The organism is Pseudomonas sp. XS1P51 (assembly GCF_054897845.1).
Genome location: NZ_CM142707.1, coordinates 130,374 through 149,220 on the forward strand (window position 1 = coordinate 130,374; position 18,847 = coordinate 149,220).

Sequence of the window (18,847 nt, forward strand, 5' to 3'; positions counted from 1 at the left end):
AGCACCCCGATAACCGCGCGTGCGGTTTTTTATGCCTGGAGTTCGTATGTCCATCACCGAGCAACAGTTACAACGCATCATGCCCAACGCCCGCCGCCAAGCGGGCGTTTTTGTTTCCGCACTCAACGCCGCCATGGCGCACCGACAAATCAATACGCCGAAACGTCAGGCTGCGTTCCTGGCCCAGCTGGGTCACGAATCCGGTCAGTTGCAGTACGTCCGCGAGCTGGGCGGTGATCAGTACCTGAGCAAATACGATACCGGCAATCTGGCGGTGAAACTGGGCAACACCCCCGAAGCGGACGGCGATGGCCAGCGCTATCGCGGTCGCGGCCTGATCCAGATCACCGGCCGGAATAACTACCTGCGCTGCAGCCTGGCGCTGTTCGGTGACGAGCGCTTGCTGCGCACCCCGGAGCTGCTTGAGTTGCCGCAATGGGCCGCCGAGTCGGCCGGGTGGTTCTGGTGGATACGGGAGCTGAACGCGCTCGCGGATCGGGATGAGTTCGAGGTGATTACCCGCAAGATCAATGGCGGTCTCAATGGTCTGGCGGATCGGTTGCAACTGTGGGAGCGGGCGAGGGCGGTGTTATGCGTCTCGTCGACCTGATCCCGGCACCGTATCGGTTGCTCGCGATGGGCGTGTTGTTGGCGGTGCTGGTCGGTGGTTCTGCCGCGATCGCGTGGCAGGTTCAAGACTGGCGCTACGGCAAGCAGCTGGAGCAACAAGCCCGCCTGCAGGCGGAAACCCTCAACCAATTGGCCTTAGCCGCTGCGGCACAACAACGTGCCGAGCAAGACAAGCGCCTGGCGCTCGAGCAACGACTTTCAGCCAGCGAACAAACCCATTACCGAGCCCTAAGCGATGCCCAACGTGATCAAGGTCGCCTGCGCGACCGCCTTGCCACTGCTGATCTGCGCCTGTCAGTCCTACTCGACGCCACCGAGTCAGCCAGCGGCTGCGCAGTGCCAGCCACCACCGCCACCGGCGGCGTGGTTCATGGCCCCACAAGAGCCCAACTTGACCCAGCGCATGCTCAACGAATTATCGGCATCACCGACACCGGCGACCAAGGATTGATCGCCTTGGCGGCCTGCCAGGCCTATGCCAAAGAAGTCTCAAAACCGAAGTGAAAAAGAGCGGCCGGGGTGGATGCGTCAACATCCAACCCGGCCGCCGTCCCTGCAGAATGTCCCTGCAAGTCCAGCCAAGGCTCTTGCTCCGTGCACAAAGCGCGGCGAGCCTAGCACCTGTTTATATATACAGTAAAGGTCTTGCTCTCTATGTCCACACCCATCATCCCTTGGATGGGCGGCAAACGCCGCCTGGCCGATCGCCTTATCCCGCTTTTTCCGCCTCACGAATGCTACGTCGAAGTCTTTGCCGGCGGTGCCGCGCTTTACTTCATGCGTCCCCAGGCCGCGCCGGTTGAAGTTCTCAACGACATCAACGGCGACCTGGTCACGCTGTACCGCGTTGTGCAGAACCACCTCGAAGAGTTCGTGCGCCAATTCAAATGGGCGCTCAGCTCGCGCCAGGTGTTCGAGTGGCAGAAAATGACCCGCCCCGAAACCCTCACCGACATCCAGCGCGCCGCCCGATTCTTCTACCTGCAGCACCATGCCTTCGCCGGCAAGGTCACCGGGCAGACGTTCGGCACCGCGACCACTGGCCCGGCCATCAACCTGCTGCGGATCGAGGAAAATCTCTCGGCCGCCTGGCAGCGTCTGTCCGGCACCTACGTTGAAAATCTCCCCTGGCTTGAATGCGCCGAGCGCTACGACCGTCCCCATACCTTCCATTACATGGACCCGCCTTATTGGCAGACTGCAGGGTACGGTGTCGACTTTCCGTTTGAGAACTACGAACGGATGGCCGACTTTATGCGCCGCTGCAAGGGCAAGGTGATGGTCAGCATCAACGACCATCCGGACATTCGGCGAGCTTTTGAAGGCTTTTATGTTGAAACATTGGATATTCGTTACAGCAACACGAACCAGCGGCAGCGAAAGGCCGAGGTAACCAGCGAGTTGATAATAATGAACTGGAGTCCTAACGAGTTTGAGCTAATCTGAGGCTCTTGCCTGGTTGATCACCATGTTATGTCGCGAGCCTTGCTCTTTTTCTGATGGGGAGGGGGCGCATTGACTACTTTAAGAAATAACGCCATGATCTACGGATGAGAAATGAATGGTTAGTCATAACCTGCTAGTTACTATTTAAACTACTGCTTAATTTATGTGTTAAAGGAAAATATGAGCATAAAAATATTTGATTCGGAAAATGATGGTGTTATAGAAAGCTATGTCGGTACCGGAAAGGCAACGTACGAATACGCACTAGATAAGCTGTTGCCTTTAACCAAAAGGTTTGACGCGCAGAGAAAGTTGCAGGACAAGAAGTTTTATAAGCGGTTGCAGCGAGATATAATTAAGGGTTGCTTGATGCCGCCTATTACAATAGCATTCGTCGATAAGGGGAATACCAATTTAGATGATCGCGAGGTATTTGAAGAGTTTGTGAATTCACATATAGATCATGGTTACATCTTGGATGGCTTGCAACGCCTTAATACCTTATTGAGTGCTTCGGAAGATGATGGTTTTGACGCGTCGCGTCCGATACATCTCAACGTGATAGTATCGCCATCTCAAGATAAATTGCTATACCGAATGATTACGCTTAATAACGGTCAGAAACCTATGACCCCGCGTCATCAAGTTGAGATTTTAACACAGGAAATGTTTGACTTTAGTAGTCTTAGTAACATTAGCGTTCAGACCGAGAAGGAGCGATCGGAAAAGCTTGTAAGAGGGGCATTTAATTTGGCGGATATATCAAATTCCTATCTGGCTTTTTTGACAAATAATGTAAATAACGAAAATAATAAGATCGTCAACGAGAAAATGGATGAGATTCTCGTTGGGAGAGTGCTGGATACAGATATAGCTGATGGATCAATACAGTTTGAAGATGTGTTGGTGTTGATTGATGGATATTGTGCGAATGAAGAAATTAAGAAATGGTTCAAGGTTAATAATAATCTGATAGGTTTTTGTGTTGCTATCAAGAAGAGTTATGAGGATTTTGAGGGTGTAAGCGTTGATGAGTTTGAGCAGGCAGTACAGGTTTTTGAGGTGGGATTTGATGCGATAAACGCTTCTAAAGTTAACTTGGGTAAGTATCGTCGAATGCTGTCAAAAGAGTTTTTTGAAAATTACGATAAGTTATCGCAGCTTGGTGAAGAGGATTTGACAGAGTATTTTGCGGAGTTTACTTCGTAATGGCTCAATACTTACCATTTGAATTTTTTGATAATTTATCTGAATACGCGAAATCAAGGCTTCCCGTAGGGCTGCAGATAACCGGGGATAGTGACCCCGATGTCTTGGTTCTGATAAGGTTGCTCAGTGGTAACTTGGGGATTCGTTACGCGGGTATTAATAAACAAATCAAGCAAGAGAGGAATTATTTTTCTCCTGAGTTTAAGAGTATGGGGAGTAGATGGGGGCGAGGCTTTTCCGGGCTTGTGGGTGAAGAAGTAACTCCGGATGATGTTGCAAAATATATACAGGCGCGAAAGTTTATTAATAAGTCTTTCTATCGTGAGATAATATACGAGTTAATTAACTATTTTGTGCATAGGTCTCGAAATTCTCATACGTCGGCCTTTATTTATCTATATAGGTTGCTGGAGCGTATTTCTTATTGTTTTCCTTTGATATATGTTTCTATGACTGAGGATTTCAAGAAAACTTATACTGAGGTAAAGAGTTTTTTCGGTGAGTCTAAAGAAAAGGATGAGAAGGCTTTTTTTAAAGTGTTTATTGATACGATATTCGCAGGCGATGATGTTCTCCAAACGACGGTGGATTTTAGCTTTGAAGTGCATGGTGAAAGTGTGGATGATGCCGTCCGCTTATGTAGCGCGGTGAAAAAAGTTCTGAATAAGGATTTCAGGGAGGACGGGTTTCTTCGAGATACAGAGATTTCAATGCGGTATCAGAATGTTGGCCAATTCATCATTGCAGTGAGAAATGGATTTTTTCATAATCTCAGTAAGCAAAATAATCTCGATGCAGAAGCGTTGAGGGATTCGGATGTGCTTTTTAAATTGATCAATGATAAGTGCCTGGGATGGGTTGCTAGCATATTTTTAGCGATATTTTCATATAATATGTCAACGGTTCGGGAATGAGTTTCGAGTTTTTGTCTGGCTGGCCGAAAGGCCGAAGCGTGAGAAGGAGGCATTGTTAGAGTTCAGTGGCTATTATAGCGGTAGTTGTTGGCTTTTTGAGCGGGCTTTTATTTGTTCTGCTGTTTAAAAGCTCGAGAATTCTATTGATGTTAAAGGCTCCATGTAACCTCGCATGCTAAATACTCACGGATGACAATTTTAATTTTAACCTCGCCGTCTTGGTCTCCTGCATGATAACGGTAGTTTCCCTCCTGTACGTGAATCCAGTCATTGATTAGAGATTCTAATGTTAAGATTTCACCGTTCTCTGATTGTAGTGTGATTTGTGTTACAAGTACTCTTTGCGATGCCCTTGATCCGATTTCACCTAGCAACTCAATATGTTCGAAGTCTTCGAACTCATCTCTTTTCTCTTCGGATAGCAAGAAGGTTGGTTGCCACCAAATCGAAGTTGGTTCCATTCGACACGCTTTGCTGAGTTCGAACCACGCATGGCCCCTTGCGAGTTTTAAAACTATATTTTTAACTCTTTGAGGCTCGATGTTATAATGAAGTTGTTCATCTACTATGATTTTGGCTGACTCAAGTCTTGCTTTTAATGCAGGAGATCGTAACAATATGTTGGCTATTTTTACGCGATGAAGTTTGTCAGGGTCAGTTGAGTTTGAAACAACTGATTCAATTAAACAGGCGAGGTACTCTTCGTCCGACGAAAATCCGTTATTACAATATCGGCACGCTGATACTATCGGTAGATTTTCTGGTAAAGGGGAGTCAAGAAAAACTTTTGATGGTACGTGCTCACGTGTTTCCTCGGTGCCCCCGCAGTAAATACATCCTTGGCTTAAGCGTTCATCCGCGAGGTTTTTCAATTGATCCATCCTTCGATCACTCCTGTAATTTTATCTAGCATTTTTCCACCTAAACGATATTAATTCAATCTCGGAAGGTTGATAACAGCGGGAAACGACTATAAAAATATTGTTATCTCGCGAACAGAGGTATGGCGCATTAACCGTTGCCTCCAATGTCGTGCGGCGAATTTTGACAATATGCTATGATAGATCATCTATCGCGCCGTAGACGTCTGAAGTCCTACATGACGATGACTTTAAGGGTTCTTGTAGCTTCCATTGCACCGGACATCAGACTTATCAATTCCAGCTGTTCGCCAGGCTCGGCCATATTATCGTCAATGACCCGTCTTTTGGATGAAACGCACGGTTGGTTAGCTTAGTACCAATCCATTCATCGCCGAGTCCTGTAGCTTGACGGATGGTTACTTCGAGTACTTTGAACGCTTCAAACACGGCATTACCGAATAATTCCTGTCTGAACAGGCGGAATGCGGGAAAATGCTATGTGTTGATTATTATCGTAGTCATTAAGCGCCTCGCTTAGGGCGTTGTGTGCACACTCACTGCTGCGTGAGGAATGTAACCTGCTCCCGAGTACCAGAAGCAAAGATTGGTACAAATCCAGCTAGGGAGCGTCGCATAGCGGCTTGTCCGTTAGGTAGATGAGATCTGGCATCAAATACCTTCCAAATCTATTCAAATGACTAAATTCTATAGCCAATGTCATCTGACTTAGCATCGATTTCTTTTCGAGAAAGCCCAGGCATAGCAGTGGTATTGCTCGCGTAAGGCATCGCATGAGTATTGCTTAAAAGTTGCTACATAGCGGCCGAAAACTGATACAAAAACCAGTCAGGCTAGAGGGCACAGCGGTTTCTACGTCCAATCCATCATCGGTGCGACGGAAAAGCGGCGGGAGAGCGGGGCGGGTGTGGCGGTGATTGGGGGCATTGGGGGATCTGGAATCGGTGAGGCTGGGAGGTAGGGGAGTTTATCAGGATTGGGCTTACGGGGCTTAGGTGAGTCTTGCGGCGGTTGTTTGGGGAGCGCGGGAGACGGAAGTAGAGGGTTCAGCTCGATCGGCCAAAAGGGGCGTCCGGGCGAGCGCCCCTTTGTGACGTCAGGACGATTCTGCATCCATATGTCGGGCAATGACATCTAGCACATCACAACCATCGCGCAACGGCACGCAGCAAAGCAATGCGAAGTCGCTGAGAATGACCGAGTCAGTGGTGATGTCGCCGCGCATCGCGAGGTTTTCAAGGATCTGCGTTACCGCACCAATTCGGTAGCGTGCGGTGCTAAGCAGTGAATGCAGCGGTTGGGTGGTATTCACATACAGCGAGGGGAGGTCGTCGGCGTTGCTGGTTAAAGCCATAAATTCTTTCATGTGGAGCTCCATTAATTTGAGAAAACTACTACTCAATCGTCGCCAAACGAATGGGTGGTAGCCGTACGCGGGTTGGCGAACCGGGCAATGGAGAAACCGGCAGACCCTGGGGTCTCCCGCGCACAGCCACCATATAACAGGCAGCTAGGTGCGTTCCGAAACGCTCCGAAAATGGTCGAAGGATTCAGTTCAATTGCCATCGAGTCGCCAAACCCGACACGCCATTTGGGCGTCGGGTGGACTATAGGCTTCGTGACAAAAGCGCAGCAATGGACAAGTGTACGGACAATTCCGAGTGTCGTGTAGGACGGTGCTCTTTTGAACGTTTGGATGGGGGGAACGCCCTTTTTTGCACCAGGAAACCGCCATAGCTGAACCAACGCTGTCGCCAAGCAAAGTTTCATGAAGCCTGACGGGCTCGCGGAATAGGATGATGACCTAAGTCCGTGTCGCCCCGCTTCCAGCCCCCAGCCCATAGGGAACTGAAAAATGATCTCGAACCTCTTCAAAGCCGCGCTGATCGCCGGCGCATTGCTGTTGAGCGCCTGTTCGGGTGTGAGCACCAGCAGCTGCTTTTCAGAAGACTGCCAATCGTTTTATGGCCACCGCTCCAACAACCCCAACAAGTTGAGCTTCGGCGGGAGTGCGATTGGTAGCAGCTTTAGTGAGTACAGCTCGGGGTTGCTGCATGACGATTAAGGTGTGACGCAACGGCTTAGGTGTTTCTGCCGTTGCGCGGTTTGTCTGATGTCCCGTGAATGGCGACTGCTTCGCAGTCGAACGCAGGCTTCGCCAGCTGCTACAGAGGGTGGAGGAGGGGCTGCTATTTAGACACGGGCGTCGCTATCCACTGACCCAAAACCTTCTGGTAATTACCCGTCACCTTGGCCAGGTGCAGCCACTGATCGACATACAACTTCCAGGCGATGTCGTCACGCGGCAGCAGGTAAGCCTTCTCCCCATACTGCATAAACTGAGTCGGATTCACCGCGCACAAACCAGGTTTAAGCTTTTGCTGGTATAGCGCTTCCGAAGCATCAGTAATCATCACGTCAGCCTTCTTATCCAGCAGCTCCTGAAAGATCGTCACGTTGTCGTGAAGGCTCAATTGCGCCTTGGGCAGAAACGCGTGAACAAACGCTTCGTTGGTGCCGCCCGCCGGTTCAACCAAACGAACCGAAGGCTGGTTGATTTGCTCGACAGTCTGGTACTTCGCCTGATCCTCGCAGCGTACGAGCGGAATTTTGCCGTCGACATCCAGCGTGGTGCTAAAGAAGGCTTTTTTCTGGCGCTCCAGCGTCACCGAAATCCCGCCGACGCCGATGTCGCATTTACCCGCCAGCATGTCGGGCATCAGGGTTTTCCAGGTGGTCTGCACCCACTCAACCTTGACGCCCAGGCTGTCGGCCAGCGAGCGGGCCATGGCGATGTCGATCCCCGAGTATTCGCCGTTCTCGGCTTTGACGGTGTAGGGTTTGTAATCACCCGTCGTGCACACGCGCAGTTGGCCTTGTTGAATGACGCTGTCCAGATGTGATTGCTCTGCCTGAACGCCAAACGAGAGAGCTAGCAGGCCACCGAGCATCATTGTGCTTTTTATGTTTTTCATCGTTATCCCGCTTCCATGATGGAGTGGGGACTGAGAGTACTTATTTTTTACTGCACGGCTCAACAGCCCGAGACCGCTGAGGAGCCCGCCCGTCAGTTGGGAGACAACTTGACGACGAGGCTAACGGGCGATGCCTTTCAGAAGGCTGAGGTGGGGATTACAGTTTTGACAGGTTCATGCGGTATTCAACGGTTTGAATTCGGCTCGGCCGAAGACGCCATGGTGCCGCTGCCGCAATTGATAAACGAAGACGACTTCAACCAGCGTTGATCCGGATAGTAAGAAAACAGCAACTGCCCGTCTTTCATCGAATCAATCAGCTTGTGCGCAATGGCCGGCCGTACAGCCGGGCAACCGAGGCTTCGCCCAATCCGCCCGTTCGCCCGCGCAAGGACCGGGCTGACATAAGGTGCGCCATGGATGACGATCGCCCGGTCGAAGGCATTGTCGTTGAAACCCGGCTCCAAGCCTTCCATGCGCAACGAGTAACCGTTCTGCCCGACATAGCTGGACTGGGTGCGGTACAAGCCGATGCTGGTGGCGAAGCTTTCGTTCTGGTTGGAAAACTTGACCGCCATGTTCTCGCCGCTGTTGCGTCCGTGGGCGACCAGTTCGTGAAACAGTAATTTGCGCTGTTTAAGGTCGAAGACCCACAGGCGTTGTTCGGTGGAGGGCAGGGAGTAATCGATGACGGCGAGTCTTTGGACAGGTGCGGCACCTTGGGCCAAGCTGCATTGGGAGGCGCGTACGGCCAGCCCGATCACCTTGGCGTTGGCGTCTGGAGCGGCTTTGACCAAAGCGGCCTCAAGTGAATCGGCGTAGGCTGCCGTGACTGAAGTTGAACTCAGTAGCAGGGCCGTGATTAAAAGGCCGAAGCGGTCTCGCGCCATATGCGGGTCTCATCATGATTGTTTCGAGTCTAGCAGTGGTAGCGCTGCCAGCCGGTGAATGCGGGAGATTAAGGATTATTCATGGGGCAGTTAACAAGGTTATTCGTCATAAGCCGCATTTTTTTTATAGGCTTTCTGATCAGCGGTGCTGCCATTGCGCAAACTTCGTCGATTGAGCCGCCATCTCCCGTTACCAGCGTTATCGAGGCAGCACCGGGTGACATCGTCGGCCGGGAGATCCAGGCCATGCTCGCGCCGCTGGCCTCGGCGTTTCCACCGCTGCTGACGTCACCCGGCCACCAGCGGGTGGATGTCAGTCGCGTGGTCATGGATTTTTATACGCATCGCGGCTATCGCGCAGCGTGGACGCAAGACAGCGATGTCGCTCAGTTGTTGAAAAGCCTGGGCGACACGCAAGCCGATGGTCTGGACCCTGCGGATTTTCATATTGATGAGCTGGCCAGGGATCGAGCGTCGATGCAATCCCCGGCGCAACGAGCGGCTTTCGATATCGCCGCCACCCATACGTTCATCACGGCGCTGCTGCAATTGCGGCGTGGCAAGGTTGACCCCTCGCGCCTGGATATCCATTGGAACTTCGACCCTGTCGGCGTCGATCCGCGTGAAGACGTGAATAACTTCTTCCTTGCCCTCGACACCCATGATGTCGCGCGGGCCTTTGCTCAGGCACCGCCACAAGAGGCGGTCTACGGCAGCTTGCGGGCAGGCCTGGCGCAACTTCGCAGGGTTCGGGACGCGGGTGGCTGGCCGAAGATTGCCGAAGATCAGTCGCTCAAGCCCGGCATGGACGTACCTGCCGTTGCGCAGTTGCGAGCCCGTCTGGTGGCGGGTGGTTACCTGGCCCCGCCACTGAAGGCACGCACGGATTACGACGAAACCGTCACCGCCGCCGTGAAGAAGTATCAAAACGAGCAATACCTTGGCGCGGACGGTGTCGCGGGGGCGGCGACACTGGCTGCCTTGAACGTGTCCGTTGAGGCACGTATCGACCAGGTCCGGGTGAACATGGAGCGTGCGCGGTGGTTGCTGTATAAACTTCAGGGCACTTTTGTCATTGTTGACATAGCGGGTTACAAAGTTGCGCTCTATCGCGACGGCAAGGCGATATGGCGGTCCCGGGTACAAGTCGGCAAGCCGTTTCGCAGCACCCCGGTGTTTCAATCGGAGATTACTTACGTCACGTTCAATCCGACCTGGACGGTGCCGCCGACGATTCTGGTCAAAGACATGCTGCCGAAGATTCAAAAGAACCCTGACTACCTTGCGGCCAATCGAATCAGGGCCATTGATCGAGAAGGGAACGTAATCGATCCGTCGACGGTCGATTGGTACAACCCGCGTGGCATTACGCTGCGACAGGATGCCGGTCCCGACAACTCGCTGGGCCAGGTGGTGATCCGCTTCCCGAACGAATATGCGATTTATCTTCATGACACACCGCATCGGGAGTTGTTCGCGCAATCGCGTCGCGCCACCAGTTCAGGCTGTATCAGGGTCGAGAGCCCGCTGCAGTTGGTTGAACTTTTGTTCAACGATCCGGTTCATTGGAATAACGCCGGGATACAGGCGCAGTTGGCTAACGGCAAGACTGAAAACATCAGGCTCCCCGTCAAGGTGCCGGTGCTGTTGGCCTACTGGACAGTGGACCTGGGTAACGATGGTCGAGTGACGTTTAAACCTGACGTATATGGTTACGACTCTGCGGTTCTACGGGGATTGAATCTGCCTTCACAACCGCCCATTTTAGAGTTGCAGCGCAAAGGACTTACCGCTGTGGCGACAGGGCAAAAGAGCAATAGCGAGTAGAGAGCCCGGACCGGTTGTCGGTATGAAAGTGGCCCGTCAGCCTTGCGCTGGGTCGCAGTTTTTGGAACGGGTAGCCAAGCGGTTGGCGCACCCGGCGAAAATTATCACAATGAAAAACGCACCAATATTCGACTCCCCAAAGCAATAGGGTATTTGAAGATGGATGTTGCGCAGAAAAACTCGTCACCCCTGACAGGTCTGCTTCAAGTGCATGACCTCGATGAGTGCCGCAACATTCAAAAAGGTCCGGTGTTTATCATTGCCTCGGGGGCCTCTGCTAAAGATTTTCCGCTGGAAAAATTTGCCGATGTTCCAATGATCACGATGAACGGGGCCATTTCGAAGTTCATCGGGCCGGATATCAAACCATTTTTTTATGCCTGCACCGATGAAGCCTTTCAACGAGATCAACCCGAATTGTTCGCGCAGGCCATGGGCCTCAGTCAGCGGGTCGCTGTCTCGGAAGACCTCATCAGGCATGCGCCGGTTGTACCTGCGGGTGAACTCTACCTGGTGACCAGGGCGCCCAAGCTTTCCTGGACCGATCTGGTTTTCAGGGGCGATAAGGAGCTCGTCAGAAGTCGCGGACTCGGAAGTGGACGCAATAGAAGCCTAGGTTTCAGCAAGAACCTCAAACGCGGTTTTTTTGATGCTCGCACCGTGGTCTATCTGACTTTGCAGATGGCCTATCACGTGGGGTTTACCAAGGTGTTTTTGGTGGGCGTCGACTTGAATCAGTCAGCAGGGCGCTTCTATGAAGCGGCAGGCACCTTTGTTTCGCCCTGCGTGCTCGATCAGCATTTTTATACGAGAATCCTGCCGTCGTTCGAGATATTGTCGAAGTACGTCGTGAACGATGATTTTCGGGTCTACAACCTGTCCGGTTCCTCCAGGATTCCTCGTGACGTCATTCCCCGGGTGACGCTGGATAAGATCGACAAGATGATCTGACGGGCCTCGCAGCGGTTAATCATTTCGATTCACTTTCGTAGTGTGAGTGTGCTCGAGGCCATGCCAGAGTACGGCCTGTTTTGATTGGCCAACTTCCGGTCAAGGACATCACCAGGTAAGCCATCCCAAAGGAGTGGGTCGATGAAGAAACTTTACGCAGTAGCCGCACTGATCGTGCTGACGTTCGGCAGCATGGGTTCGAGCACTGCTCGGGACTCAAGAAACGACAGGCCCGAGTCCGTCGCGGGGGTGTTCGATTACTACCTGTTGACGCTGTCCTGGTCGCCCACTTATTGCCTGACCCACAAGGACGATGCGCAATGTTCCGGTAAGGGCTATGGCTTCGTGCTCCACGGTCTCTGGCCGCAATACGCCAAGGGCGGTTGGCCGCAGTCCTGCATGCCGAGGGTGAAACTGTCGGCAGAAGAGCGAGCGAAGGGGTTGACGTTGTTCCCGACCCAGAAGCTGCTCGAACACGAATGGGCCAAACACGGCACCTGCAGCGGCCTCGGCGCCATGGGCTATCTGGAGGCTTCCGACAAAGCCGTCGGCGCGGTCACGATTCCAGAGCCATTGCAGCCTTTCAGTACTTCGCATTACTTCCAGGCCCGGGACATTGCGCAGATGTTCCGCCAGAGCAATCCCGGCATGCCGGCGGATGGTATTGCGGTGATCTGCAACGGGCCGCAGTTGTCGGAGGTGCGGGTGTGCATGGACAAGGATCTGGAATTTACCGCGTGCGGGAAGAGCGTGAAGACTCAGTGTCGGGCGGGAGATATTCGGGTTCCGCCTTCGCGCTGATGGGACGGTTACCCGTATTGTTGCAGAAAAAAATGGGCGTTCATGGTTCGCCCGTTTCCTGGGTTCATGCTTTGCCCAACTCCTTGCGCAAAAACTCCACCAAGGCGCGCTGCAATCCGCTCAACGCGCCTTCCCGGCTGATCAACGCCAATTCCGTGGGCGGCAGTTCGGGCAGGTCGGTGCACACACTGTGCTCGGGCAACACCGCCGAAACGGGCAGCACTGACACACCCAACCCGGACGCCACCGCCGCCTGAATGCCCGTCAGGCTATGGCTGCCAAACGCAACCCGCCAGGGCCGTTGAGCCACATCCAGCAAGCGGATCGCCCGCTGACGATAAATGCAGCCTTGGGGAAACAGCGCCAAGGGCAATACCCCGTTGGCTGAGTTGACGCCTGCACCTTTGACCCACACCAGCGCTTCTGGCCAGGCCGCCCAGCACGGTCCGCTGTCGGGTTCGCGTTTGACCAGGGCGATGTCGATGTCGCCCGCGGCCAGTTTCTGCTTGAGATCGGTGCTCATGCCGCTGACGGTTTCCAGACGTGCTTGCGGTCTGGCCCGGTTGAAGCCGGCGAGAATCAGCGCCATGCGCCGTGCGTCGAAATCCTCCGGCACGCCGATGCGCAGGATCTCCAGATCGAGGTCACTGGCCAGGGCTTCGACAGCCTCCGAGGACAGGGCCAGCAAGCGCCGGGCATAGTGAATCAGCAGTTCGCCATGCTCAGTGACGCTGATGTTCTGCCCGGTGCGGTCACGAAGCAGCAGCGTGTGTCCGACCAGTTCTTCGAGCTTGCGAACCTGTTGGCTCACGGTGGATTGGGTCCGGTGCACACGATCGGCGGCGCGGGTGAAGCTGCCTTCATCGACCACGCAGACGAAGGTCTTGAGCAATTCAAGATCGAGCACGGCGGCCTCCTTGATATTTGAATTTCAACTAAGTTATCGATACTAATTTAATTTCACACTATCGAAAAGGGCTCGTAATCTGAAGATCACCCTTCAGAGGATACGAACATGACACTCAAAAACACCCCACGCCCCGAGTGGCTGACTTTCGATTGCTACGGCACGCTGATCCAGTGGGATGAAGGCTTGCAAGCCCTGGCCGCCGGGATTCTGCGCGACAAGGGCGATCACACCGTCGATGTTGATCGCCTGATCGAGGTGTACGACCGGCATGAGCATCGTCTGGAACAGATCCCGCCCCATCGCTCGTTTCGCCAGTTGAGTACCCTCGGGTTGCATCTCGCCCTGGAAGAGTTGGGGTTGGCGAGTACGCCCGAAGACAGTCAGCGCCTGGCCGGGGCGATCCCGCGGATGCCGCCGTTCCCCGAAGTGATCGAGACCCTCGCGCGCCTCAAGGCGATGGGTTTCAAGCTGTGCATTGTGTCCAACACCGATGACGACATCATCGCCGGCAATGTCGCGCAACTGGGCGGGCATATCGATCGGGTCATTACCGCCCAGCAGGCTGGCGCCTACAAGCCGAATCCACGGCTGTTCGACTACGCTCATGAGCAGCTTGGCGTCAGTCGTGACCAGGTGGTGCATATCTGCGCCAGCCCGACGCTGGACCATACCGCCGCCCGTGACATGCGCTTTCGCTGCGTCTGGATCGACCGCGGCACAGGACGGCAATTGCTGCCGGACTATCAACCCGATGCGATATTAAGCACGCTGGATCAGGTCGTGCCCTTGTTCAAATCCCTCGGCTGGTAAACCACGGAGTCGTCGCCATGGCACACACCCTTGCAGGCAGTTCCCGTCCCGCGCGCTACACCGATCTGAATCTGGATTCGCAAGCCGCCAATACCGCACGCGCAGAATTGGCGGCTTGCTTTCAACTGGCGGCGCTCCACGGTCTGGAGGAGGGCATCTGCAACCATTTTTCCGCCATGGTGCCGGGGCGCGATGATCTGTTTTTTGTGAACCCCTACGGGTACGCGTTCGAGGAAGTCACCCCTGAAAACCTGTTGGTCTGCGACTTCCACGGTAACGTCGTGGACGGCGAAGGCCAGCCGGAAGCGACCGCGTTTTTCATCCATGCGCGGCTGCACAAACAGCTGCCGAGGGTCAAAGTGGCGTTTCATACGCATATGCCTCACGCCACGGCGTTGTGTCTGCTGCAAGGTCCGCCGCTGTTGTGGCTGGGACAGACGGCCTTGAAGTTCTACGGCCGTACAGCGGTGGACGAGGACTACAACGGCCTGGCCCTCGATGAGTCCGAAGGTGACCGGATTGCCAGCGTCATGGGCAACGCCGACATCCTGTTCTTGAAGAACCACGGCGTGATTGTCGCCGGGCCGACCGTCGCCGAGGCCTGGGACGATCTGTATTACCTGGAACGTGCCGCTCAGGTGCAGTTGATGGCAATGGCGACTCAGCGCGAACTCAAGCCCGTTCCCCATGAAATCGCCCAGCGGGCTTACGAGCAAATGCGTCTGGGAGATGCTGAAAGCGCAAGGGCCCATTTGCACAGTGCAATGCGGCGCCTGTCCAAAGGACAATTGCCCCCCACCACGGCGTAGACTAAGCTCACAAAAATTAAGGGTTTTGGGCCTTCGCCCATGCCTTACCCTTACAGGACGAGCTTTTGCCTAACCCCCTTCACGACCCGCACAACGCCCCCGGCGTCGATTTGAAACGTATACCGCTGCGCAAGGCAGCGGTGCTGTTTATTGCGGTCGTGTGCTTGTGTCTGTGCGGTTTGCTTTACCTGCAACTGGAGCAGTCGCGCCGCCACGATCTGGCGGTGGCCGAAGTGGCGTCATCGAACCTGACGCGAGCCGTGGCGCAACAGGCCGAAGACACCTTCATGAAAGCCGACCTGGTGCTGACCAGTCTGGCGGACTGGATTCAGGTAGACGGTTTTGGCCCCGCGCAAAAGCCACGGTTGCAGAAAACATTCGCCCGGCGAGTGCAGGCGCTGAGTCAGTTGCACGGGATATTTCTGTTCGACCAGAAGGGGCAGTGGGTCGTGACCTCATTCGAGGATATGCCCCGCGGCGTGGGCGTGGCGGACCGCGAATACTTCATGTTTCACCAGCAGAATGTATCGTCCGTGGCGCATATCGGGCCGGCGATCCGCAGTCGGGAAAACGGCGAGTGGATCATTCCGATCTCCAAACGGGTGAACGACAAGAACGGCAAGTTCCAAGGCGTGTTGCTGGCCGGAATCAAGATGGCGTACTTCGACCAGTTCTTCAAAAGCTTCAGCCTCGATGACAACGGCTCGATGTTCCTGGCGTTGACCGACGGAACGCTGCTGGCGCGCCGACCGTTTGTGGACGCGCTGATCGGCACGTCATTGGTCAAGGGCGAGATCTTCCAGAAATTGCTGCCCAACGCGCCCTCTGGCAACGCGATGCTCCGCTCGGTGGTCGATGGCACTGTGCGGTTGTATGGCTACCGTCAGCTCGACGCCTATCCACTGGTGGTGTCGGCGGCCTCGTCCAGGGATTCGATTCTCAAGGATTGGTACGACACGGCGCTTCAATCGAGCATCATTGTGGCGCTGGTCGTGCTGGGCGTGGGGTTGTTCGGTTGGGTGTTCGTTCGCCAGGTGCGCGTCGGCGAACGGGTCGAAGCGGATTTGCGCAAGGCGAAGGAGGCGTTGAAGCTGATCGCGACCCACGACAGCCTGACCGGTCTGGCCAATCGGCGGCTGTTCGAGCAGGCGCTGGAGGTCGAGTTCGGCCGTGGTGCCCGGCAGTCGAGTCCGCTGAGCCTGATCATGCTCGATATCGACTACTTCAAACGCTACAACGACGCGTATGGCCACGTGGCAGGGGATCATTGCCTGGCCGAAGTGGCGCGGGCGGTGAAGGGTTGTTGTCATCGAAAGGCTGATCTGGCAGTGCGTTACGGCGGTGAGGAGTTCGCGGTGTTGCTGCCGGATACCGACATTCACGGCGCAATGGTGATTGCCGAGCAGATCCGCCGCAGTGTCATGGACAAGAACATCAGCCACAGCGGTTCCCCCACCGGTTACGTGACGGTCAGTCTGGGCTGTTATTCGTTTGTGCCGATGGGCCGGGACAGCATCGAAGTGTTCATCGAACGCGCCGACGCGGCGTTGTATCAGGCCAAACATTCGGGGCGAAATCGCTCGGCGGTGTTGTCGATGGAAGGGGGCGTCGAGGCGCTGATGCGTTCGGATCGATGAGTTGCAAGTGGCCCGTGATTTCACATCACGGACTGCTTTTACGCGTTCAGCTGCCTGTCCCGCCTCCAGCCCCGCCGGTCCCGCCGCCTGCAGCGCCTGTGCCGCCACCCGCGCCAGAACCGCTGGTTCCGCCACTACCGCCAGTGCTGCCGCCCGACGAGCCCGAGCCGCTATTGCCGCCGTCAGCGTTATGCCCGCCCGAAGGTTCGCCTGGATTATTGTTCGGCGCCATGGTCGAGCCGCCGGTTGAGCCCGATTTGGTGCCGGTCGCCTCCGCGCCATCGCCGGAGGCGGCAAGCGTCGCCGCGGATGCTGCGGACAACAATCCGGCCAGTAACAGCGAGGTGATTTTGAGGTTCATCATGGTGCGTCTCCAAAGATGAGTCGTTACCTGATGTTGGTGTGAAGGGCGGGGCGGTTGGTGCCGGTTGGATGACGAGTGGTCGGCGCGAGCCGTCAGGTGAGCTTCCGAAGGGGCGCAGCAATAAAACGATGGCGATCTATCAATGTGGGAGCGAGCCTGCTCGCGATGCGATAGTCCTGTTTCGAATGAGCTGACTGGACGGATGCCATCGCGAGCAGGCGAGCTCCCGCAGTGGTTCGAGGCGTCAGCGAGGGCTGTATTCCGCCAGTTTCTTCTCCAGCTTCTCCCGCACCTGCGGCCATTCCTCATCAATGATGCTGAACCGCACCGAGTTGCGCTTGCGCCCGTCCGGCATGATGCGTTCGTGGCGCACGATGCCTTCCTGCTGCGCGCCGAGCCTGAGGATCGCGTTGCGCGACTTTTGGTTGTTTTCGTCGGTGGTGAATTGCACCCGCACGCAGTCCAGCACGTCGAAGGCATAGCGCAGCATCAGGTATTTGGCTTCGGTGTTGACGAAGGTTTTCTGCCTGCGCGTGGAGATCCAGCTGCTGCCGATTTCGAGCTTGCGGTTGAGCCGGTCGATTTTCCAGAAGCGCGTCGAACCGATGACCTCGCCGGTGTCCTTGAGCACAATGACGAAGGGTAGGACGGTGCCAGCATCACGGCCGTCGAGGGCTTTCTTCAGGTAGCTGTCGACGGTGGTGGGAGAGGGCACGACGGTGACCGTCAGGTTCCACAGCTCACCGTCCTCGGCAGCGTGTACCAAGGCGTCGGCATCGGCGTATTGCAGCGGGCGCAGGGTGATTCTGCTGCCTTCCAGTGTTGTTTCCATGACGTTGATGTGCTCGGCAGATCAGGCGGGCGTTGGACGCTTATTACGCCGTACATGAGACTGCCGACGCAACCACCGAAAGGTGCAGAGGTCACACACTAGACACCTCGGCATCAGGAGCGCCGGCCCATGAAGAATTTGCGAATCGCGACGTTCAACGTCAACGGCATGCGCGCCCGACTGCCCAACGTGCTGGCCTGGCTGGAGCGAGAGAAACCGGACATTGCCTGCTTGCAAGAACTCAAGTCGGTGGACAGTGCATTCCCCGTCGCGGAACTTGAAGCTGCCGGCTACGGCGCGATCTGGCAGGGACAGTCGTCGTGGAACGGGGTGGCGATTCTGGCGCGGGATGCGCAACCGCTGGAGAGTCGCCGAGGTCTGCCGGGCGATGACAGCGATACCCATAGCCGCTATCTGGAGGCTGCCGTGCACGGCGTGTTGGTGGGCTGTCTGTACCTGCCCAATGGCAACCCGCAGCCGGGGCCGAAGTTCGATTACAAACTGGCGTGGTTCGAACGGCTGATCGATTACGCCAAGGACCTCCAGAGCAGCGAACACCCAGTGGTGCTGGCCGGTGACTACAACGTGGTGCCGACCGACCTGGACATCTACAACCCGCGTTCCTGGCTCAAGGATGCATTGCTGCAACCGCAAAGCCGCGAGTGTTATCAGCGCCTGCTGGACCAGGGCTGGACCGATTCCCTGCGTCATCTGTATCCCGAGGATCGGCTCTACACCTTCTGGGATTATTTCCGACAGCACTGGCAGAAAAACTCGGGGCTGCGCATCGATCATCTGCTGCTGAACCCTGCCTTGAGTCCTTATCTGCATGAGGCCGGTGTCGATGCCTGGGTTCGCAACGAGCCCCATGCCAGCGACCATGCGCCGACGTGGATTCGGCTGGGCGCGCGCAAGCGGCGTTGATTTCCAGGTGTACGGCAATTGGCTAAATCAATTGTCG

Annotated in this window: 21 protein-coding genes; 13 read left to right on the forward strand and 8 right to left on the reverse strand. The window is 55.3% G+C overall.

Translation table 11 applies throughout. The features are described from left to right. Nucleotides 1-46 precede the first annotated feature (46 nt). The 5 genes from ACYZUD_RS00655 (at nucleotide 47) to ACYZUD_RS00675 (ending at nucleotide 4,199) form a co-directional block, all read left to right on the forward strand. A complete protein-coding gene (locus tag ACYZUD_RS00655; RefSeq protein WP_462022138.1) occupies nucleotides 47-610 on the forward strand; it encodes a glycoside hydrolase family 19 protein in 564 nt (187 codons plus the stop codon). Then, entirely contained in the window at nucleotides 592-1,134 is a 543-nt protein-coding gene (locus tag ACYZUD_RS00660; protein ID WP_462022139.1) for a lysis protein, read from the forward strand. Before ACYZUD_RS00655 ends, ACYZUD_RS00660 begins: the two co-directional genes overlap by 19 nt. A gap of 150 nt (nucleotides 1,135-1,284) precedes the next feature. Then, complete coding sequence (locus ACYZUD_RS00665; protein WP_462022140.1) at nucleotides 1,285-2,076, forward strand: DNA adenine methylase; 792 nt, start codon at nucleotides 1,285-1,287, stop codon at nucleotides 2,074-2,076. Nucleotides 2,077-2,256: 180 nt separating this feature from the next. Beyond that, nucleotides 2,257-3,285, forward strand: a complete 1,029-nt coding sequence (locus tag ACYZUD_RS00670) for a hypothetical protein (protein WP_462022141.1) — start codon at nucleotides 2,257-2,259, stop codon at nucleotides 3,283-3,285. Continuing rightward, nucleotides 3,285-4,199: a hypothetical protein gene (locus ACYZUD_RS00675; RefSeq protein ID WP_462022142.1), complete on the forward strand. Its 915-nt coding sequence runs from the start codon at nucleotides 3,285-3,287 to the stop codon at nucleotides 4,197-4,199. The genes ACYZUD_RS00670 and ACYZUD_RS00675 overlap by 1 nt, the downstream gene beginning before the upstream one ends. Nucleotides 4,200-4,348: 149 nt before the next feature. Here ACYZUD_RS00675 and ACYZUD_RS00680 read toward each other — a convergent pair whose 3' ends face one another. The 3 genes from ACYZUD_RS00680 to ACYZUD_RS00690 all read right to left on the reverse strand — a co-directional run bounded on the left by ACYZUD_RS00680 (nucleotide 4,349) and on the right by ACYZUD_RS00690 (nucleotide 6,446). Continuing rightward, on the reverse strand, nucleotides 4,349-5,080 hold the full coding sequence (locus ACYZUD_RS00680) for a hypothetical protein (protein ID WP_462022144.1): 732 nt from the start codon (nucleotides 5,078-5,080) through the stop codon (nucleotides 4,349-4,351). Nucleotides 5,081-5,353: 273 nt separating this feature from the next. Continuing rightward, nucleotides 5,354-5,539, reverse strand: a complete 186-nt coding sequence (locus tag ACYZUD_RS00685) for a TIGR02391 family protein (RefSeq protein WP_462025154.1) — start codon at nucleotides 5,537-5,539, stop codon at nucleotides 5,354-5,356. Nucleotides 5,540-6,176: 637 nt separating this feature from the next. After that, a complete protein-coding gene (locus ACYZUD_RS00690; RefSeq protein WP_462022145.1) occupies nucleotides 6,177-6,446 on the reverse strand; it encodes a short-chain dehydrogenase in 270 nt (89 codons plus the stop codon). A 489-nt stretch (nucleotides 6,447-6,935) separates the two neighbouring features. Here ACYZUD_RS00690 and ACYZUD_RS00695 point away from each other — a divergent pair, with 489 nt between their 5' ends. Further along, nucleotides 6,936-7,145 carry a hypothetical protein gene (locus tag ACYZUD_RS00695; protein WP_462022146.1) on the forward strand — a complete coding sequence of 70 codons (210 nt, stop codon included), beginning with the start codon at nucleotides 6,936-6,938 and terminating at the stop codon, nucleotides 7,143-7,145. 124 nt (nucleotides 7,146-7,269) lie between these two features. On the opposite strand, the gene ACYZUD_RS00700 is transcribed toward ACYZUD_RS00695, so the two are convergent. Together ACYZUD_RS00700 and ACYZUD_RS00705 are read right to left on the reverse strand one after the other, a co-directional pair. Beyond that, the gene (locus tag ACYZUD_RS00700; protein ID WP_462025155.1) at nucleotides 7,270-8,055 is read right to left on the reverse strand and encodes a transporter substrate-binding domain-containing protein; all 786 of its coding nucleotides are present in this window, start codon (nucleotides 8,053-8,055) and stop codon (nucleotides 7,270-7,272) included. 185 nt (nucleotides 8,056-8,240) lie between these two features. Next, complete coding sequence (locus ACYZUD_RS00705) at nucleotides 8,241-8,945, reverse strand: murein L,D-transpeptidase catalytic domain family protein (protein ID WP_462022148.1); 705 nt, start codon at nucleotides 8,943-8,945, stop codon at nucleotides 8,241-8,243. 81 nt (nucleotides 8,946-9,026) lie between these two features. Here ACYZUD_RS00705 and ACYZUD_RS00710 point away from each other — a divergent pair, with 81 nt between their 5' ends. The 3 genes from ACYZUD_RS00710 to ACYZUD_RS00720 all read left to right on the forward strand — a co-directional run bounded on the left by ACYZUD_RS00710 (nucleotide 9,027) and on the right by ACYZUD_RS00720 (nucleotide 12,524). Next, nucleotides 9,027-10,772 carry a L,D-transpeptidase family protein gene (locus ACYZUD_RS00710; RefSeq protein ID WP_462022149.1) on the forward strand — a complete coding sequence of 582 codons (1,746 nt, stop codon included), beginning with the start codon at nucleotides 9,027-9,029 and terminating at the stop codon, nucleotides 10,770-10,772. A gap of 159 nt (nucleotides 10,773-10,931) precedes the next feature. Then, entirely contained in the window at nucleotides 10,932-11,723 is a 792-nt protein-coding gene (locus ACYZUD_RS00715; RefSeq protein ID WP_462025156.1) for a lipopolysaccharide biosynthesis protein, read from the forward strand. 141 nt (nucleotides 11,724-11,864) lie between these two features. Further along, nucleotides 11,865-12,524 (forward strand): ribonuclease T2 family protein, encoded by a 660-nt coding sequence (locus ACYZUD_RS00720; RefSeq protein ID WP_462022150.1) that lies wholly within the window; start codon nucleotides 11,865-11,867, stop codon nucleotides 12,522-12,524. Between the two features lie 64 nt (nucleotides 12,525-12,588). On the opposite strand, the gene ACYZUD_RS00725 is transcribed toward ACYZUD_RS00720, so the two are convergent. Beyond that, nucleotides 12,589-13,431, reverse strand: a complete 843-nt coding sequence (locus tag ACYZUD_RS00725; RefSeq protein WP_462022151.1) for a LysR substrate-binding domain-containing protein — start codon at nucleotides 13,429-13,431, stop codon at nucleotides 12,589-12,591. 108 nt (nucleotides 13,432-13,539) lie between these two features. Here ACYZUD_RS00725 and ACYZUD_RS00730 point away from each other — a divergent pair, with 108 nt between their 5' ends. From ACYZUD_RS00730 to ACYZUD_RS00740, 3 genes are all read left to right on the forward strand, one after another. Beyond that, nucleotides 13,540-14,244 carry a haloacid dehalogenase type II gene (locus tag ACYZUD_RS00730; protein WP_462022152.1) on the forward strand — a complete coding sequence of 235 codons (705 nt, stop codon included), beginning with the start codon at nucleotides 13,540-13,542 and terminating at the stop codon, nucleotides 14,242-14,244. A gap of 17 nt (nucleotides 14,245-14,261) precedes the next feature. Beyond that, nucleotides 14,262-15,053 carry an aldolase gene (locus ACYZUD_RS00735; protein ID WP_462022153.1) on the forward strand — a complete coding sequence of 264 codons (792 nt, stop codon included), beginning with the start codon at nucleotides 14,262-14,264 and terminating at the stop codon, nucleotides 15,051-15,053. A 65-nt stretch (nucleotides 15,054-15,118) separates the two neighbouring features. Continuing rightward, nucleotides 15,119-16,690 (forward strand): sensor domain-containing diguanylate cyclase, encoded by a 1,572-nt coding sequence (locus ACYZUD_RS00740; RefSeq protein WP_462022154.1) that lies wholly within the window; start codon nucleotides 15,119-15,121, stop codon nucleotides 16,688-16,690. Nucleotides 16,691-16,736: 46 nt separating this feature from the next. Here the strand turns inward: ACYZUD_RS00740 and ACYZUD_RS00745 are convergent, their stop codons facing one another. Both ACYZUD_RS00745 and ACYZUD_RS00750 read right to left on the reverse strand, forming a co-directional pair. Then, entirely contained in the window at nucleotides 16,737-17,054 is a 318-nt protein-coding gene (locus ACYZUD_RS00745) for a hypothetical protein (RefSeq protein WP_462022155.1), read from the reverse strand. 244 nt (nucleotides 17,055-17,298) lie between these two features. Then, nucleotides 17,299-17,886 carry a GNAT family N-acetyltransferase gene (locus ACYZUD_RS00750; protein WP_462022156.1) on the reverse strand — a complete coding sequence of 196 codons (588 nt, stop codon included), beginning with the start codon at nucleotides 17,884-17,886 and terminating at the stop codon, nucleotides 17,299-17,301. 129 nt (nucleotides 17,887-18,015) lie between these two features. On the opposite strand from ACYZUD_RS00750, the gene ACYZUD_RS00755 reads away from it, so the two are divergent. Next, entirely contained in the window at nucleotides 18,016-18,810 is a 795-nt protein-coding gene (locus tag ACYZUD_RS00755) for an exodeoxyribonuclease III (RefSeq protein ID WP_462022157.1), read from the forward strand. Nucleotides 18,811-18,847 lie beyond the last annotated feature (37 nt).

Coding starts and splice junctions, on each gene's coding strand:
- ACYZUD_RS00690 (WP_462022145.1), bottom strand. CDS start 6,446: ATGAAAGAATTTATGGCTTTAACCAGCAACGCCGACGACCTCCCCTCG.
- ACYZUD_RS00720 (WP_462022150.1), top strand. CDS start 11,865: ATGAAGAAACTTTACGCAGTAGCCGCACTGATCGTGCTGACGTTCGGC.
- ACYZUD_RS00695 (WP_462022146.1), top strand. CDS start 6,936: ATGATCTCGAACCTCTTCAAAGCCGCGCTGATCGCCGGCGCATTGCTG.
- ACYZUD_RS00755 (WP_462022157.1), top strand. CDS start 18,016: ATGAAGAATTTGCGAATCGCGACGTTCAACGTCAACGGCATGCGCGCC.
- ACYZUD_RS00675 (WP_462022142.1), top strand. CDS start 3,285: ATGGCTCAATACTTACCATTTGAATTTTTTGATAATTTATCTGAATAC.
- ACYZUD_RS00745 (WP_462022155.1), bottom strand. CDS start 17,054: ATGATGAACCTCAAAATCACCTCGCTGTTACTGGCCGGATTGTTGTCC.
- ACYZUD_RS00700 (WP_462025155.1), bottom strand. CDS start 8,055: ATGAAAAACATAAAAAGCACAATGATGCTCGGTGGCCTGCTAGCTCTC.
- ACYZUD_RS00660 (WP_462022139.1), top strand. CDS start 592: ATGCGTCTCGTCGACCTGATCCCGGCACCGTATCGGTTGCTCGCGATG.
- ACYZUD_RS00710 (WP_462022149.1), top strand. CDS start 9,027: ATGGGGCAGTTAACAAGGTTATTCGTCATAAGCCGCATTTTTTTTATA.
- ACYZUD_RS00715 (WP_462025156.1), top strand. CDS start 10,932: ATGGATGTTGCGCAGAAAAACTCGTCACCCCTGACAGGTCTGCTTCAA.
- ACYZUD_RS00735 (WP_462022153.1), top strand. CDS start 14,262: ATGGCACACACCCTTGCAGGCAGTTCCCGTCCCGCGCGCTACACCGAT.
- ACYZUD_RS00680 (WP_462022144.1), bottom strand. CDS start 5,080: ATGGATCAATTGAAAAACCTCGCGGATGAACGCTTAAGCCAAGGATGT.
- ACYZUD_RS00665 (WP_462022140.1), top strand. CDS start 1,285: ATGTCCACACCCATCATCCCTTGGATGGGCGGCAAACGCCGCCTGGCC.
- ACYZUD_RS00655 (WP_462022138.1), top strand. CDS start 47: ATGTCCATCACCGAGCAACAGTTACAACGCATCATGCCCAACGCCCGC.
- ACYZUD_RS00730 (WP_462022152.1), top strand. CDS start 13,540: ATGACACTCAAAAACACCCCACGCCCCGAGTGGCTGACTTTCGATTGC.
- ACYZUD_RS00670 (WP_462022141.1), top strand. CDS start 2,257: ATGAGCATAAAAATATTTGATTCGGAAAATGATGGTGTTATAGAAAGC.
- ACYZUD_RS00705 (WP_462022148.1), bottom strand. CDS start 8,945: ATGGCGCGAGACCGCTTCGGCCTTTTAATCACGGCCCTGCTACTGAGT.
- ACYZUD_RS00750 (WP_462022156.1), bottom strand. CDS start 17,886: ATGGAAACAACACTGGAAGGCAGCAGAATCACCCTGCGCCCGCTGCAA.